Raw genomic sequence first — 15,665 nt, 5'->3', positions numbered from 1 at the left:
CGCGTCAGCCCGCACCGTTACCTGTGGTAATGGTGATGGTGGTGGTAATGGTGGTGCTGATGCGTTTCATAGATGTTGTGTGCTCTGTCATTTTTATCTGTCTGTGCTTGTCTATACCCTGAATACGTCGAGTTGCACGAAGGCGGCAAATGAGCAATGTCCGATGAGCCTGGCTAAGCGATTTCGCTGGGCGACCGCTGAGAGCACACCTGCAACGTGAAGTATGACGGGTATATATTGGTTAAAGTATCTGATGACCTAAGTCAATAAATAATTGATTTACTCACCTTACGAAACTTGTTCATGTGCTGCTGCCGTCAGGTTTACTTTTAACCGATAAACCAGGTTAACCCCTCTTGTTTTCAGCAAAAATAACCACAAGTTAGATAATTAACGAACAATTATTCTGTGATATTTTTTCCGATATCATGCACCAGTCGATGCAACATGGCGGTGTCTCGCTGACCTAAAAGTCCCAAACGCTGTTGTAACCAGTCGACCAGCTTTTGGTCATCTGCGACATCTAAGGTCATCAGCAACTGCATAAGGCGGGAACGTAACGCCTGTAACTGAAATTCATCAGATACGTCGATATTTTTAGCCGGTTGTTGCATTAAACCTGCTAATTGATAGCAATAAACCATGACGGCCTGCCCAAGATTCAGGGAGGGATAATCCGCCACCATTGGCACGCCGGTCAGCACGTCCGCCAGCGCCAGCTCCTCATTGGTTAAGCCGGAATCTTCACGGCCAAACACCAGCGCAGCATGATTCATCCAGCCTGCTTTTTCGTCCAGCAACGGCACCAGTTCTGCCGGCGTGGCGTAGTAATGGAATTTCGCCCGGCTGCGGGCGGTCGTGGCGATGGTAAAATCGACATCCTGAATCGCGTCAGCAAGCGTGGGAAAAACAGCAATATTATCAATAATATCGCCGGAACCATGCGCGACCCAGCGCGTTGCTGGCTCCAGATGCGCCTGACTGTCCACAATACGCAACTGGCTGAATCCCATTGTTTTCATCGCGCGTGCCGCCGCGCCGATATTTTCCGCTCTCGCCGGGGCAACAAGGATAATTGTGATACGCATTTAGCTACTCTTTAGATATGCCCGCGCAGAATAACGTGACCAATGTCAACTTATTACGCAGAGCGAATTTACAAAATTTTAACGAAAAAAGCTGAAAAACCGTTTCACCTTCAATAAAAGACGCTAAACTATTTCCTGACTTTACTAACATTTTTTATGTTAACAGAAACAGTATATCCTGCTGTTTATCTAAGACAATTTGATTTAAAATGAAACGCATTCATCGGATTCATTGCGTTAATTAGTTTTCCTGTGCAACTAGTTGGATTATTGCAAATTTGTGATGAACGCTAGCATTTGGATACGATGATTTCATCAAACTGTTAACGTGCTACAATTGAACTTGATATATGTCAACGAAGCGTAGTTTTATTGGGTGTCCGGTACGTCTTAGCCTGTTATGTTGCTGTTAAAATGGTTAGGATGACAGCCGTTTTTGACACTGTCGGGTCCAGAGGGAAAGTACCCACGACCAAGCTAATGATGTTGTTGACGTTGATGGAAAGTGCATCAAGAACGCAATTACGTACTTTAGTCATGTTACGCCGATCATGTTAATTTGCGACATGCATCAGGCAGGTCAGGGACTTTTGTACTTCCTGTTTCGATTTAGTTGGCAATTTAGGTATCAAACATGCAGACCCCGCACATTCTTATCGTTGAAGACGAGTTGGTAACACGCAACACGTTGAAAAGTATTTTCGAAGCGGAAGGCTATGATGTATTCGAAGCGACAGATGGCGCGGAAATGCATCAGATCCTCTCTGAATATGACATCAACCTGGTGATCATGGATATCAACCTGCCAGGGAAAAACGGCCTTCTGCTGGCGCGTGAACTGCGCGAACAGGCGAACGTTGCGCTGATGTTCCTGACGGGCCGCGATAACGAAGTCGACAAAATCCTCGGCCTCGAAATCGGTGCGGACGATTACATCACCAAACCGTTTAACCCGCGCGAACTGACTATCCGTGCCCGTAACCTGCTGTCCCGTACCATGAACCTGGGTACTGTCAGCGAAGAACGTCGTAGCGTAGAAAGCTATAAGTTCAACGGTTGGGAACTGGACATCAACAGCCGTTCTCTGATCGGCCCTGATGGCGAGCAGTACAAACTGCCGCGCAGCGAGTTCCGCGCGATGCTGCACTTCTGTGAGAATCCAGGCAAGATCCAGTCTCGCGCAGAACTGCTGAAAAAAATGACCGGTCGCGAGCTGAAGCCGCATGACCGTACCGTTGACGTGACCATCCGCCGTATTCGTAAGCATTTCGAATCCACGCCGGATACCCCTGAAATCATCGCCACCATTCACGGTGAAGGTTACCGTTTCTGCGGCGATCTGCAGGACTAAACGGGTTACCACCGTCATTGAAAAACGGCGCTTTGTGCGCCGTTTTTTATACCGGGAAGAAAAACTCTTTATTTCCAGAGACGCAATGCGTCGTCCTGATTATCTGGCGTCACCGGCGGCACAGGCTTTGCACGGGAAAACGTATACCAGTCCAGATGGCGTGTCAGGAACATCACCCCGCCCAGCGCCAAAAGCAGTACCGCCGTCCCCAACAGCAGCGCGCTATCCTCGGAGCGCAGCAGCACCCACATCACCCCATCAAGCAAAAGTAAAGCCAGCGTGAAAACGATACTGATACGCCAGCCTTTCAACACCGCCTGCAAATAGACGCCATTCATCATCGCCCCGACCAGGCTCGCCGCTATCCACGCTGGCGTAAAGCCAATGTGTTCGGACAGCGCCAACAGCAGCAGGTAAAACATGACCAACGAAAGCCCCACCAGCAGATACTGCATGGGATGAAGCCGTTTTCCGGTCAGCGTTTCGAAGACAAAGAACGCCATGAACGTGAGACTGATCAGCAAAAGCGCATATTTTGTCGCTCTGTCCGTTAACTGATATTGATCGGCGGGTGTCGCAACGGCGACGCTGAACGAAGGCAAACGGTACCAACCGTCTTTTTGCGTAGCGACAAACTCTTCGCCGAGATTGTTAGCAAACCAGCTGCTTTGCCACTGGGCCTGAAACCCGGACGGGCTGATTTCACGTTTACCCGGCAGGAAATCACCGAGGAAATTCGGATGCGGCCAGTTGCTGGTGAGCGTCATTTCACTGCTGCGCCCGATGGGCACCACTGAAAAAGAGCCGGTTCCGCTTAAGTTTAGCGACATCGCCAGGTTCAGGTCGCGCGTCGCCCACTGTTCATCCGGCAGGGGAATGTGGATCCCCGCCCCGCTCCCGGTTAACCCCGTCCCCGGCTCGACGGCGAGTGGGATGCCATTGACCGTCGGCGCTTTCACTGCGCCAATCCCCCGCGCGTCGCCGACGCCCATCACAATAAACGGTTTCCCCAGGCTAATCGAGGGCTTGTTCAGCGCATTCAGGCGCGCAACATCAAACTTCGCGTTGATCGCCAGGTCGGTATGCCAGACCTGCCCCTGGTAAATGCCTACCTTGCGTGCTTCGACATTCTGATTGCCTTCCACCATCAGCGACTCCGGTAGCCAAAAGTGGATAAAACTGCGGGTGCGCTCTACTTTTTTGTCATCTTCCATCACCGTGTACAGTTCGCTGACGGGTACTGCAATCAATGGCCCCACCACTTTTTGCGGGCCGCTGGTGCTCTGCCGAATGGCATCCTCCACCGTATCGCGGTAATCAGCGCGTTCAACAATAATCTGCCGGACCATCATCAGCGGGATCAGCAGTAACACGATCGCGCCACCTAAGGTGACGACTTTCCAGAACAGGGGGGATTTCAACATAGCGTTCTCCTTTTGCAATACCCGCAAGAGTAAGTCCGCTATGTGGGGAGATGTTGAAGTTATGTGAAGTGACGGTGAAGTGTGAACGAGGCCTCCACACCGCCTTGCGGACGGTTACGCAGTTCAACATTCCCTTTTAACAAACGCGCGACCTCGCTGACGAACGCCAGCCCCAGGCCACTGCTTTTATGCCCGTTTTCGCGCGGCAGCGAATAAAACCGCTCGAAGATACGCGGCAGCGCAAAGTCCGGGATCCCTGTCCCGGTATCGGTAACCGTCAGCGTGACCCGATCAGCCTGCGCCCGCGCGCTCAGGGTAATGGTTCCCCCCTCGGGAGTAAAATCAATGGCGTTATCGAGCAAATTGCCCAGCGCCTGCTCCAGCAAAGCGGGCTCCGCCGCAACGGTCAATGTCGATGGCATCATCTCCAGTGCGATCTTCTTTGTGGCGAGCTGGATGGCGCGCGCCTCGCTGACGTGTGTAAACAGCGCGTCAACCGCCACCGGCGAGAGTGTAATTTCCTGACGGTTCTCCAGCCGCGCCTGGCGCAGCAGCGTTTCTACCAGCACCTGCATTCGCGCATTCTGGCTGAGAATGTTGTCGGTGAAACGCTGCACGATGTCCGGAGGCGGGCCTTCGCGCAGGATTTCCGCCGCGCCGCGGATCGCCGCCAGCGGACTTTTTAGCTCATGGGTTAACGCGTAGACATACTGTTCGATGTAATTCTTCCCTTCCAGCTTCAGACGCATACTCTCCAGCGCCTGCGCCAGCTTGCGCAACTCACTGCTTCCCAACGCCGGCAGCGGCATTGGCTGATTTTCCGTCACCGAATCCGCATAGCGTGTCAGGCGGGCGATCGAGCGGTTAATCCACCAGACCATACCCACGCCAATCACCAACGCAATACCGAGCAGGATCGCGCTCGCCCAGAGGATCCGCCGTTCACTGCGTTTAATGACCGGCGCCATCGCCGCATTTGGCTTACCCACGCTCAGTACGCCAATGATTTTACCGTCGTCCAGCACTGGCGCCGCGACATACATAACCGAACTTTCCGGGTCCGCGGGATCCTGTGGGGTACTGCGCGCGCCGTATTGTCCGCGCAGGGTTAACCAGACGTCGTTCCAGCGCGAATAGTCCTGCCCAACGGCCTTATTCGCAGAGTCGAACACCACTTTGCCCTGCGCATCGGTCATGTAGACGTGGTACTCGTTACGCACTTTATAGATACCGCTGATATTGGCGCGAAAGGGGCGATCGTGCAGCAGCGTGAACGCCTGCGCCAGCTGGCCGCGCGCCGGATCGCCAGACAGAAGATCGTCGCGCGCCAGCGCCGCCAACAGCGTCGCGGTGTCAATCAACGTTCCCTCGGTTGCGCGTCGGACGCCCGGTTTGATTTCCTGCACGAAAATCGACAGTACAAACCAGGCGGCAACGGCGACAATCAGGAAGTAACCGAGCAGCAGACGCATGCCAATGCGCATCAGAGGCTCCTCAGGCTGTAGCCCATCCCGCGATGCGTATTGATAGGCGAAAGATCCGGATTAATCGCGCGTAATTTAGCGCGCAGCGTTTTGATATGCGTATCGACCGTGCGGTCAAAAGTATCCTGCGCATCGGCCCAAACGATATCCATCAGTTGCTGGCGCGAGTAAACCCGGCCGGGTGACTGTAGCAACGTTTTCAGCAGTAAAAACTCATAGCGTGTGAGCGTCAGCGGCGTGCCAAACCAGGCAATCCCGGCGGCCAGTTCATTCAGTTCAAAATGACCAATAGTGACGACGGGAGATGGCGTGGAGAATTTTTTCACCCGGCGAAGCAGCGTTCGCACCCGGGCGCACACTTCCCGCGGCGAGAAAGGTTTCGCCACATAGTCATCCGCGCCGATTTCCAGGCCTAACAGGCGATCGACTTCATCACTGCGCGCCGTCAGAAAGAGAACCGGTAAGGCCGGATACCGTTCCAGCAGGCGTCGGCACAGTTCAAAGCCGCTGATATCCGGTAGGCCGACGTCAAGAATCGCGACATCCGGACAACGCTGCCGCGATTTTTCCAGCGCGGGCAAGCCGCGCTCAAAGGCTTCAACGCGAAAACCTTCCTGCTGGAGCATGTAAATCAGGGTATCCGCAATGCCCTGTTCATCTTCCACCAGCCAGACCGAAACCTGCTGCATAATGCTTCCTTGTTACTGTCGCCACGGCATGATCGGCACCGCGCTAATGGCGTTTTTTGGCGACCCATCGACCACCTTGTCCGAGTAGGCCAGATACGCCAACGCGTTGCGTTTGGCGTCATAAAAGCGCACAACCTGTAAAGACTTGAAAACCAGAGAAGTGCGTTTTTTAAATACCACTTCGCCCTGCGCTTTGCCGTTTTTGATTCTTTCGCCAAGCTCAATCGGCCCCACCTGCTGACAGGATATCGCCGCGTCGGAGGTATCTTCGGCCAGCCCTAACCCGCCTTTAATTCCCCCGGTTTTGGCGCGACTGACGTAGCAGGTCACATTTTTCACGTCGGGATCGTCAAAGGCCTCCACGACAATTTTATGATCCGGGCCAAATATTTTGAATACCGTATCGACAGAACCAATCTGCTCGGCCTGCGCCGTTTGCCCCAACAGCAGCAGAAGTGAGGAAAGTACTAAGCTCTTATATTTCATATTGTTACCATTATTAAACATTACGCTGCGTAATTATTCGGCATTGTAGAATAAACTGTTTGTAGATCACAGGATTACAATAATCCCGCGTTAATAAGTCCGGAAAAAGCATTTATACGCAAAAAAAAACACTGAATGCTAAAACAGCAAAAAATGCTATTATCCAGGTACCTGATGTCAGGTGCTCGTAGTTGAAAGGATGAGGAAATTTTATGGATCAGGCCGGCATTATTCGCGACCTTTTAGTCTGGCTGGAAGGTCACCTGGACCAACCTCTGTCGCTTGACAATGTGGCGGCAAAAGCAGGGTATTCCAAGTGGCATCTGCAAAGAATGTTTAAGGACGTCACGGGCCACGCCATTGGCGCGTACATCCGCGCGCGGCGTTTGTCGAAATCCGCTGTGGCCCTTCGCCTGACGGCGCGACCGATCCTGGATATTGCCCTGCAATACCGCTTCGACTCTCAACAAACGTTCACCCGCGCCTTTAAAAAACAGTTTTCCCAGACGCCTGCGCTGTACCGCCGTTCGCCGGAATGGAGCGCGTTCGGTATTCGCCCGCCTTTGCGCCTGGGCGAGTTTGCCCTACCTGAGCATAAGTTCGTCACTCTGGAAGAGACGCAGCTGGTTGGCGTCACCCAAAGTTATTCCTGCTCGCTTGAGCAAATTTCTGACTTCCGCCATGAAATGCGCGTCCAGTTCTGGCGCGATTTCCTCGGCCACGCCCCAGCGATTCCCCCGGTGCTGTACGGCCTGAACGAAACGCGTCCGAGCCTGGAAAAAGACGACGAGCAGGAGGTGTTTTATACCACCGCGCTCACGCCTGAGCAGGCGAACGGCTACGTGCAGTCGGCACAGCCAGTGCAGTTACACGGCGGCGAGTATGTGATGTTTACCTATGAAGGTCTGGGTACTGGCGTTCAGGAATTTATTCTGACAGTTTACGGCACCTGTATGCCGATGCTGAATCTGACGCGCCGCAAAGGTCAGGATATCGAGCGGTACTACCCGGCCGAAGATGCCAAAGCCGGTGACCGCCCCATCAATCTGCGCTGCGAATTCCTGATTCCGATTCGCCGTTAACGCTGCAGTTCATCCAGCGCAGGGGCGTCCAGATGTGACACGTCCCCTGCCGTTTCCACGACCCAGCCCGGCGCCAGCCACAGGCTTTCCTGATAATCCACCCGCGAAATCGAACAGTTGCGCAGGCGCAGACGACGCTCCGCCCAGGCGGGCAGACCGAGAATGGTGCTCACCAGGCAACCCAGCGCGATACCGTGACTCACCAGCAGTGGACGGCTCCCCTGCGGCAGCTCAAGGCACGATGCGAGCGCGGCATTCACCCGGACGCCCAGTTCCTGCATCGATTCGCCATCCGGGATACGTCCATCCACCGTCCCGTTAACCAACTGGCGACGCCAGTTTTCTTCTTCTTCGGTCAGGGAATCAATATGACGTTTTTCCAGCACGCCCATGTCCAGTTCGCGCAGCCGGGCGTCAAAGCGGATATCGCAGCCACATGCCTGGGCGATAATTTCTGCGGTGCGGCGGGTGCGCCCTAAATCGCTACTGATAATGTGGGTGATGCCGAGGGTTTTCGCGCGCTCACCGACCTGCATGGCCTGCTGTTCACCTTTAGCGGTCAGTGGACTGTCTGACTGGCCTTGAATGCGTCGCTCGGCGTTCCACTGCGTTTCACCGTGGCGAACAAGGTATACCTGTAACATGCTTTTTTTCCGTTATATACTCAAAATAATTTGAGCAGACTGCGATAAATTTTTTAAACCGAGCTTAATTATGCACCATGTCGTCTCAGCAACAACCAATCCTGCCAAAATTCAGGCAATTCTAAAGGCATTTGAGGAGATCTTCGGCGAAGGATCCTGCCATATCGAGTCCGTTGCCGTCGAGAGCGGCGTGCCGGAACAACCCTTCGGAAGTGCTGAAACGCGTGCTGGCGCACGAAATCGAGTAGACAATGCGCGTCGCGCGCGGCCAGACGCCGACTTCTGGGTGGCGATTGAAGCGGGTATTGATGACGACGCCACCTTTAGCTGGGTCGTGATTGATAACGGCAGCCAACGCGGTGAAGCGCGTTCCGCTACGCTGCCCCTGCCTGCCGCGATCCTCGAAAAAGTGCGGCAGGGAGAAGCGCTCGGTCCGGTGATGTCGCTTTATACCGGCATCGATGAAATAGGCCGAAAAGAAGGCGCAATTGGTGTGTTTACCGCCGGCAAACTGACCCGCGCCAGCGTCTATCATCAGGCGGTGATTCTGGCGCTCAGCCCGTTTCACAACGCAGTGTATTGATAGTCTCTGGGCCGGTTCAGGCGTCTTTCAGCAGCACCTGCTCCAGCCACTGGCGCAGTTCGACCGGAGCGGATTTCAGGCTGTTTGAGCCGCGGGTGATCGTCGCAATGCCCGCTCCCAGCTCGTTTTTCAGTTCACGCTGACTCATCTCGCCGCGTAAAAGTTCTTCAATAATTCGCACGCGGGTGCCCAGCGCTTCGCGCTCGTCCGGCGTCAGCATCAGCTGCAGCAGCGGCAGATGCAAATCTTCTGTATAAGACTGGCGGAGCAACTCCACAAAACGAAGCCACTCCTGATGACGTTGTTCGGCCATCGCCGATGAATAAGGGGAATGCTGGGTCATGTTATGCCGCCATTTGTACTCTTACACGAGTACAAATCATAACATAACCCGTCTGATTAATAACGTCTCTGCCACTCAGAATCGCTCATCAGCGTCTCTTTCTGCCCCATGAAATGGCGGTAGTACGCATCGTAAGCCAGCACGTTCTTCACGTAACCGCGGGTTTCCGAAAACGGAATGCTTTCGACAAACGCCACGGCATCAATACGTCCGGCGCTGTTGCCAAGCCAGGTCCGCACGCGGCCCGGTCCGGCATTGTAAGCTGCCGAAGCGAAGATGCGGTTATTGCCAAACTGCTCGTACACATACTGGAGATAGTGCGTGCCGATATTGATATTGGTTTCCGGTTCGAGCAACTGGCTCTGGCTGTTATAACCGGGAATCGAGAACATCTTCACCGTATGCGTCGCCGTGCCCGGCATGATCTGCATCAGACCACTGGCGCCCACCGGCGATTTCACCTTCGGGTTCCAGGCGCTCTCCTGACGCGCTATCGCCATCGCATAGCTCTGCGGGATGTCTTTACCACGGGTATAGCGGGCAAACAGATCGTTGTAAGCCAGCGGGAAACGTTCTTCCAGATGATCCCACAGCTTGCCGGCGATCGTCGCCTGCACGCTCAGATCCCACCAGTGATTGTTGAAGGCGTAGCGTGCCAGCTGCGCCTGTTCGGTTTTGCTCCGACTGGTTACCAGATTCGCCCACTCGCTGCGCGCCGTGTTATCCAGATTCCAGTACATCAGCTCGCGCACCCGCGCCATTTCGGGTCCACGGGTCAGGTCGTTATCGACATTCGCCGGGGCTTTGTCGATTTTCAGAACATACTCTTCCCCCAGACGTTGGGCGACCACCATCGGGTAGAAGCCACGCTGCTGCATCAGCGCATGGAGGATCTCTTTGGCTTCAGCTTCACGCCCACGCTCCAGCAGTAAATCCGCCTGCCAGTAGCGCCACTCATCTTTCTCTTTCGCGTCCATCGGCAGCCGCGCAAGCCAGGTATTCAGCCCGCGACGATCGCCGGTTCCCAGCGCCATCCGTACACGCCGCTCCACAAGCGTAGTGGACTGCGAGCGCATGATCGCATCGTCGCGCCATTTTGCCTGCTCGTCAGTGACGTCATTCCCCATCAGTCGCCAGGCGACGATGTCACGCAGTTCCTGGGTTTGTTCTTCATTAAGCTGCTGCGCCTGCGCCAGCGACGGGATCATCAGCCGCGCGTTCTCGGCGTCCTGGCGAGCGACGCTGGCAAAGGCGACGGCAGCCATCTGACGGGTGAAATCCGTCGCGCCGGTGGTACGGGCGAAGGTCAGTACAGTATTGGGATCGTTAGCCAGCGAGATAATGGATGAGGCGATAGTCTGGTAGTCAGCGGGCATCTGCCCCGCCAGTACCGTCACCAGCCCGGTATTGCCCGCTTTCATCGCCAGGCGGATCCGCTCCAGGTAAGCCAGCGGATCCTGGGTTCCCGATGCGCGCCAGACGCTGAACAATTTGTCGCAGGCGTTCGGCTGGCTTTTTCCCGTCAGCCAGAGTTCTTTCGCCCCTTGCCAGGCCTCTTCCGTTTGCCCGGTGCTCCACCTGGCGTAATAGTAATTACACTGAGCTTCAGTGGTTCTCGGTTTATCAGGGCTGAAGGCTAGCAGCCCGCGCCAGTCTTCACGTCGCGCCAGTTCATTGACAAAGCGCGACTGCAGCGTGCGGGCCGGGGGCAGCGTTGGGTTGGCGCGCACAAAACGGGTCACCGTGATGGTCGGCTGGTTCATGAGATCGTCTGTAATCTGGCGGTATTCCAGGTAGGGGTACAGCGGATAATTCTTCAGGCCCGGCATCATCTGTTCCACCACGTCCATTTGCCGGTTATCCCAGGCCTGCTTAATCTGCGCATAACGGATACGCTGTTCGTCCAGGGAGTCGGCTCGCGCCGCCTGGCTTACCGCAAGCAGGCATACGCTGGCGGCAATAAAACGCCAGGTGAATGATTTGGCTTTGTCCACAAGCTCGTCCTCTGTTTGTCATTATTTCTGTGCAGCATCATGCCGCCTGATGGTTTTATGCTAACCAGTCATTGCCGTTTACGCCACGTCACGAACACTTTTTTACTTTTACTGAGAGTACGATCTGCTGGCTGGGCTTAGGGAGGGAAAAAGGCTACACTTCGCCTTTAACTACGATTACTCATCACGACAGAGAAAGAGGCGAGTCCAAAGTGGCCCAATTCGTTTATACCATGCATCGTGTCGGCAAAGTTGTTCCGCCGAAACGTCACATTCTTAAGAACATCTCTCTGAGCTTCTTCCCCGGAGCAAAAATCGGCGTGCTGGGTCTTAATGGCGCCGGTAAGTCCACTCTGCTACGCATCATGGCGGGCATTGATACCGACATTGAGGGTGAAGCACGCCCGCAGCCGGGCATTAAAATCGGCTATCTGCCGCAGGAACCGCAGTTGAATCCTGAGCATACCGTCCGTGAATCCATCGAAGAAGCCGTGGCCGAAGTGGTCGGCGCGCTGAAACGTCTGGACGAAGTGTATGCGCTGTATGCCGATCCGGATGCCGACTTTGACAAACTGGCCGCTGAACAGGGCAAGCTGGAAGAGATTATCCAGGCGCATGACGGGCATAACCTGAACGTCCAACTGGAACGCGCCGCAGACGCCCTGCGCCTGCCGGACTGGGACGCCAAAGTCGCGAACCTTTCCGGTGGTGAACGCCGCCGCGTCGCGCTGTGCCGCCTGCTGCTGGAAAAACCAGACATGCTGCTGCTCGACGAACCGACAAACCACCTGGACGCCGAGTCCGTAGCCTGGCTGGAGCGCTTCCTGCACGACTTTGAAGGCACCGTGGTGGCGATTACCCACGACCGTTACTTCCTCGATAACGTCGCGGGCTGGATCCTTGAGCTGGACCGCGGTGAAGGTATTCCGTGGGAAGGCAACTACTCCTCCTGGCTGGAGCAGAAAGATCAGCGTCTGGCGCAGGAAGCCTCTCAGGAAGCGGCCCGTCGCAAGTCAATTGAGAAAGAGCTGGAGTGGGTGCGTCAGGGCGCGAAAGGCCGTCAGTCTAAGGGCAAAGCCCGTCTTGCGCGCTTTGAAGAGCTGAACAATACCGAATACCAGAAACGTAACGAAACCAACGAACTGTTCATTCCACCGGGACCGCGCCTGGGCGATAAGGTCGTGGAAGTGAGCAACCTGCGTAAATCCTACGGCGATCGCGTCCTGATCGACGATCTGAGCTTCTCCGTACCGAAAGGCGCTATTGTCGGGATCATCGGTCCGAACGGCGCGGGGAAATCCACCCTGTTCCGCATGATGTCCGGTCAGGAACAGCCTGACAGCGGCACCATCACGCTGGGTGAAACCGTCAAGCTGGCGTCCGTTGACCAGTTCCGTGACGCAATGGATAACAGCAAAACCGTGTGGGAAGAAGTGTCCGGCGGACTGGATATCATGCGTATCGGCAACACCGAGATGCCAAGCCGCGCCTACGTAGGTCGCTTTAATTTCAAGGGCGTCGATCAGGGCAAACGCGTGGGCGAACTGTCTGGCGGTGAGCGCGGTCGTCTGCACCTGGCGAAGCTGCTGCAGGTTGGCGGCAACATGCTGCTGCTCGATGAACCGACCAACGACCTGGACATCGAAACCCTGCGTGCATTAGAAAACGCCCTGCTGGAGTTCCCGGGCTGCGCCATGGTTATCTCGCACGACCGTTGGTTCCTGGACCGTATCGCGACCCATATTCTGGATTATCAGGACGAAGGGAAAGTGGAGTTCTTCGAAGGGAACTTCACCGAATACGAAGAGTATAAGAAACGCACGCTGGGCGCCGATGCGCTGGAGCCGAAGCGTATCAAGTACAAACGTATTGCGAAGTAATCAGTCAGTGTGCCGGATAAGACGCCGCAAGGCCTTATCCGGCTACAGGGATTAGTGCGCTTTCGCCGCCGTTGCCTGCTGTTGTCCTGCCGCAGGTTCCAGTTGGAACACCACATCAACCTGATCGTCAAACTGAATGGTCGCCTGCTCGTAGGTTTCCTGCGCGGAAGCCGGCGCCGCATCGGCTTTCATCATCCGTACCATCGGGCTTGGCTGATAGTTTGATACATGGTAACGCACGCTGTAAACCGGCCCCAGCTTGCTGTTAAAGCCTGCCGCCAGTGCCTGCGCCTGATGGATCGCATCGTCAATCGCCGCTTTACGCGCTTTATCTTTATATGCATTCGGCTGCGCCACGCCTAACGACACGGAGCGAATTTCGTTCAGTCCCGCTTTCAACGCGCCATCCAGCAGCGAGTTAAGTTTGTCTAACTGACGCAAAGTGACTTCCACGGTACGCACCGCACGGTAGCCTTTCAGAATGCTTTTGCCGTTCTGATAGTCGTAGTCGGGCTGGGTACGCAGATTGGCGGAACTGATGTCTTTTTTCGCAATCTGGTTTTGCTCCAGGAAAGAGAGATACTGCGCAACACGCTCATCGGCCTGCTTCTTCGCCGTCGCCGCGTCTTTCGCCGCCACGTTAACCTCGATGGCCAGAGTGGCGATATCAGGCACTGCATCCACGCTTGCCGTTCCGGAAGTCACGATGTGCGGTCCGTCAGGCAATTCGCTCGCCTGCGCCGACAGTGCACTTAAACCAACTAATGCCGCCAGGGCCATCACTTTGAACTTCACAGTCGTTCCTCCTTGTTACGTAGGTTGCCCTGGGTTTCAGGGCGCATGCAGGCAAGCTTAGCGCGAAACGCCCCAATGTCCATCAGACAACGCTTAGATGAACAAAGCGTGCACGTGTGCGACCCCTTCCTTTGCTAACTGGAAAGCGATAAACCACATTATCAGACCGACCAACGTGTTGATAATTCGCTGCGCTTTCGCCGTACGCAGACGCGGCGCGAGCCACGCCGCCAGCAACGCGAGACCAAAGAACCATAAGAAGGAAGCGCTAACGGTGCCAAGCGCGAACCAACGTTTTGGCTCTACCGCCAGCTGCCCGCCGAGGCTGCCCAACACCACAAAGGTATCCAGATACACATGCGGATTCAGCCAGGTTACCGCCAGCATTGTGGCGATGATTTTCCAGCGCCCCTGTTTCATCACCTCCGCGCTGGCCAGCGCCAGATTGCTGCTCATGGCCGTCCTTAAGGCGCCAAAGCCATACCACAGCAGGAAGGCCACACCGCCCCAGGTCACCAGCGCCAGCAGCCATGGCGACTGCATCAGCAGCGCGCTTCCGCCGAAGATCCCGGCACAAATCAGCAGCAGATCGCTCACCGCGCACAGGAACGCAATCATGATGTGGTACTGGCGGCGAATCCCCTGATTCATGACAAAAGCATTTTGCGGGCCCAGGGGTAAGATCATGGCCGCGCCCAGAGCAAGCCCTTGAAAATAATACGATATCACGTCAAATATTCCTGAAGAAAGTCGCTATGGCAAAACTATAGCGCGGGAAGATTATTAGCGATAATTGAAAATTTTAATCGGGTATAAGAAAGGGTAATAGCAAGAGGGGAAATTGCCGAATGGCGGCTAACGCCGGCGCCGGCCTGGAGACTGACAGGCCCGGTAAGCGTTAGCGCCACCGGGCACGTTTTACTCTGCCGTGTGTTCTTTTACACGTTTAAAATTAACGTCCATTTGCGGATACGGGAAGCTGATACCCGCGGCGTCAAACTCGCGCTTAATCCGCTCCAGTACGTCCCAGTAGACATTTTGCAGGTCGCCGCTTTTACTCCACACGCGCACCACAAAATTAATCGAGGACGCGCCCAGTTCATTCAGTCGCACCGTCATTTCGCGGTCTTTCAGAATGCGCTCATCGGATTCGATAATCCCGGTCAGGATTTTCTTCACCTGATCGATATCCGAATCGTAAGCCACGCCAATAATAAATTCATTCCGGCGGACCGGCTCGCGGGAGAAGTTAATAATATTGCCCGCGATGATTTTGCCGTTCGGGATCACCACGATTTTGCCGTCGATGGTGCGCATAGTGGTAGAGAAAATCTGCACGTTCAGCACTGTCCCCGCCACGCCGCCAAGATCGACATATTCACCCGCACGGAATGGACGGAACATCACCAACAGCACCCCTGCGGCAAGGTTTGACAACGAGCCCTGCAGCGCCAGACCGACAGCTAAACCGGCGGCGCCGAGAACGGCGATAACCGAGGCGGTTTGTACGCCAACGCGCCCCAGCGCAGCAATCAGCGTGAAGGCGATAATGCCATAACGCACCAGCGCAGAGAGGAAGTCGGCAACGGTGGCGTCAATATGGCGCGCCAGCATCAGACGGTTTACCGTGTTCGAGACGATACGCGCCACAATCATCCCGATGATGATAATGGCGATAGCCGCAACGATGTTGACGGCATAGCTCAGCAGCAACGCCTGATTACGGACCAGCCAGGTCCCCGCGCCGTTGATGCTGTCGACAACATTCAAATCTTCCATTCGATGTTCCTTGGTCATGACAAAAAAGAGCAAATGAGATCAA

Annotated in this window: 17 protein-coding genes and 1 other annotated feature (1 of these 18 cut by a window edge); of the genes, 4 read left to right on the top strand and 13 right to left on the bottom strand. The window is 55.1% G+C overall.

Going from position 1 to position 15,665, the window contains the following annotated elements; translation table 11 throughout:
- Nucleotides 1-69 (bottom strand) — a sequence feature (Thr leader region); it reaches 52 nt to the left of the window's first position.
- From thrL to yjjY, 3 genes are all read right to left on the bottom strand, one after another.
- A complete protein-coding gene (gene thrL / locus OGY07_RS16055) occupies nucleotides 5-70 on the bottom strand; it encodes a thr operon leader peptide (RefSeq protein ID WP_001386572.1) in 66 nt (21 codons plus the stop codon). It overlaps the preceding feature by 65 nt.
- 331 nt (nucleotides 71-401) lie before the next feature.
- Nucleotides 402-1,088, bottom strand: coding sequence for a tRNA/rRNA methyltransferase (locus tag OGY07_RS16050; RefSeq protein WP_286601658.1), 687 nt, complete (start codon nucleotides 1,086-1,088; stop codon nucleotides 402-404).
- A gap of 398 nt (nucleotides 1,089-1,486) precedes the next feature.
- Nucleotides 1,487-1,627, bottom strand: coding sequence for a YjjY family protein (yjjY, locus tag OGY07_RS16045; protein WP_001541509.1), 141 nt, complete (start codon nucleotides 1,625-1,627; stop codon nucleotides 1,487-1,489).
- Between the two features lie 95 nt (nucleotides 1,628-1,722).
- Here yjjY and arcA point away from each other — a divergent pair, with 95 nt between their 5' ends.
- Nucleotides 1,723-2,439, top strand: a complete 717-nt coding sequence (arcA, locus tag OGY07_RS16040) for a two-component system response regulator ArcA (RefSeq protein ID WP_001194359.1) — start codon at nucleotides 1,723-1,725, stop codon at nucleotides 2,437-2,439.
- 68 nt (nucleotides 2,440-2,507) lie between these two features.
- Here the strand turns inward: arcA and creD are convergent, their stop codons facing one another.
- From creD to creA, 4 genes are read right to left on the bottom strand one after another with little or no spacing between them, the layout of a single operon-like run.
- The gene (creD, locus tag OGY07_RS16035; RefSeq protein WP_181822016.1) at nucleotides 2,508-3,863 is read right to left on the bottom strand and encodes a cell envelope integrity protein CreD; all 1,356 of its coding nucleotides are present in this window, start codon (nucleotides 3,861-3,863) and stop codon (nucleotides 2,508-2,510) included.
- 59 nt (nucleotides 3,864-3,922) lie between these two features.
- Entirely contained in the window at nucleotides 3,923-5,347 is a 1,425-nt protein-coding gene (gene creC, locus OGY07_RS16030) for a two-component system sensor histidine kinase CreC (RefSeq protein ID WP_286601655.1), read from the bottom strand.
- The gene (gene creB, locus OGY07_RS16025; RefSeq protein ID WP_042290262.1) at nucleotides 5,347-6,036 is read right to left on the bottom strand and encodes a two-component system response regulator CreB; all 690 of its coding nucleotides are present in this window, start codon (nucleotides 6,034-6,036) and stop codon (nucleotides 5,347-5,349) included. Before creB ends, creC begins: the two co-directional genes overlap by 1 nt.
- Nucleotides 6,037-6,048: 12 nt before the next feature.
- Nucleotides 6,049-6,522 (bottom strand): protein CreA, encoded by a 474-nt coding sequence (gene creA / locus OGY07_RS16020; RefSeq protein ID WP_042290339.1) that lies wholly within the window; start codon nucleotides 6,520-6,522, stop codon nucleotides 6,049-6,051.
- 212 nt (nucleotides 6,523-6,734) lie between these two features.
- Here creA and robA point away from each other — a divergent pair, with 212 nt between their 5' ends.
- Entirely contained in the window at nucleotides 6,735-7,604 is an 870-nt protein-coding gene (gene robA, locus OGY07_RS16015; RefSeq protein WP_211934792.1) for an MDR efflux pump AcrAB transcriptional activator RobA, read from the top strand.
- Here the strand turns inward: robA and gpmB are convergent.
- Nucleotides 7,601-8,248 carry a 2,3-diphosphoglycerate-dependent phosphoglycerate mutase GpmB gene (gene gpmB, locus OGY07_RS16010; protein ID WP_042290266.1) on the bottom strand — a complete coding sequence of 216 codons (648 nt, stop codon included), beginning with the start codon at nucleotides 8,246-8,248 and terminating at the stop codon, nucleotides 7,601-7,603. The genes robA and gpmB overlap by 4 nt on opposite strands.
- Nucleotides 8,249-8,318: 70 nt before the next feature.
- Here gpmB and yjjX point away from each other — a divergent pair, with 70 nt between their 5' ends.
- Nucleotides 8,319-8,831, top strand: coding sequence for an inosine/xanthosine triphosphatase (gene yjjX / locus OGY07_RS16005; RefSeq protein WP_042290268.1), 513 nt, complete (start codon nucleotides 8,319-8,321; stop codon nucleotides 8,829-8,831).
- A gap of 16 nt (nucleotides 8,832-8,847) precedes the next feature.
- Here the strand turns inward: yjjX and trpR are convergent, their stop codons facing one another.
- Complete coding sequence (trpR, locus tag OGY07_RS16000) at nucleotides 8,848-9,174, bottom strand: trp operon repressor (RefSeq protein WP_042290272.1); 327 nt, start codon at nucleotides 9,172-9,174, stop codon at nucleotides 8,848-8,850.
- Between the two features lie 56 nt (nucleotides 9,175-9,230).
- Nucleotides 9,231-11,168, bottom strand: coding sequence for a murein transglycosylase (sltY, locus tag OGY07_RS15995; RefSeq protein WP_286601650.1), 1,938 nt, complete (start codon nucleotides 11,166-11,168; stop codon nucleotides 9,231-9,233).
- A 212-nt stretch (nucleotides 11,169-11,380) separates the two neighbouring features.
- Here sltY and ettA point away from each other — a divergent pair, with 212 nt between their 5' ends.
- Nucleotides 11,381-13,048: an energy-dependent translational throttle protein EttA gene (gene ettA, locus OGY07_RS15990; protein WP_042290279.1), complete on the top strand. Its 1,668-nt coding sequence runs from the start codon at nucleotides 11,381-11,383 to the stop codon at nucleotides 13,046-13,048.
- A gap of 51 nt (nucleotides 13,049-13,099) precedes the next feature.
- Here ettA and OGY07_RS15985 read toward each other — a convergent pair whose 3' ends face one another.
- From OGY07_RS15985 to OGY07_RS15975, 3 genes are all read right to left on the bottom strand, one after another.
- Nucleotides 13,100-13,843 carry an oxidative stress defense protein gene (locus OGY07_RS15985; protein ID WP_042290281.1) on the bottom strand — a complete coding sequence of 248 codons (744 nt, stop codon included), beginning with the start codon at nucleotides 13,841-13,843 and terminating at the stop codon, nucleotides 13,100-13,102.
- Between the two features lie 93 nt (nucleotides 13,844-13,936).
- Entirely contained in the window at nucleotides 13,937-14,572 is a 636-nt protein-coding gene (gene argO, locus OGY07_RS15980; RefSeq protein ID WP_060570776.1) for an arginine exporter ArgO, read from the bottom strand.
- A 189-nt stretch (nucleotides 14,573-14,761) separates the two neighbouring features.
- Nucleotides 14,762-15,622, bottom strand: a complete 861-nt coding sequence (locus OGY07_RS15975; RefSeq protein ID WP_042290286.1) for a small-conductance mechanosensitive channel MscS — start codon at nucleotides 15,620-15,622, stop codon at nucleotides 14,762-14,764.
- Nucleotides 15,623-15,665 lie beyond the last annotated feature (43 nt).

Origin of the sequence: Citrobacter sp. Cs237 (genome assembly GCF_030332325.1) — a bacterium.
GTDB classification, from domain to species: Bacteria; Pseudomonadota; Gammaproteobacteria; order Enterobacterales; family Enterobacteriaceae; genus Citrobacter_A; species Citrobacter_A sedlakii.
The sequence above is the reverse complement of the archived record's forward strand: the minus strand, read 5'-3'. Positions and strand labels throughout refer to the sequence as shown.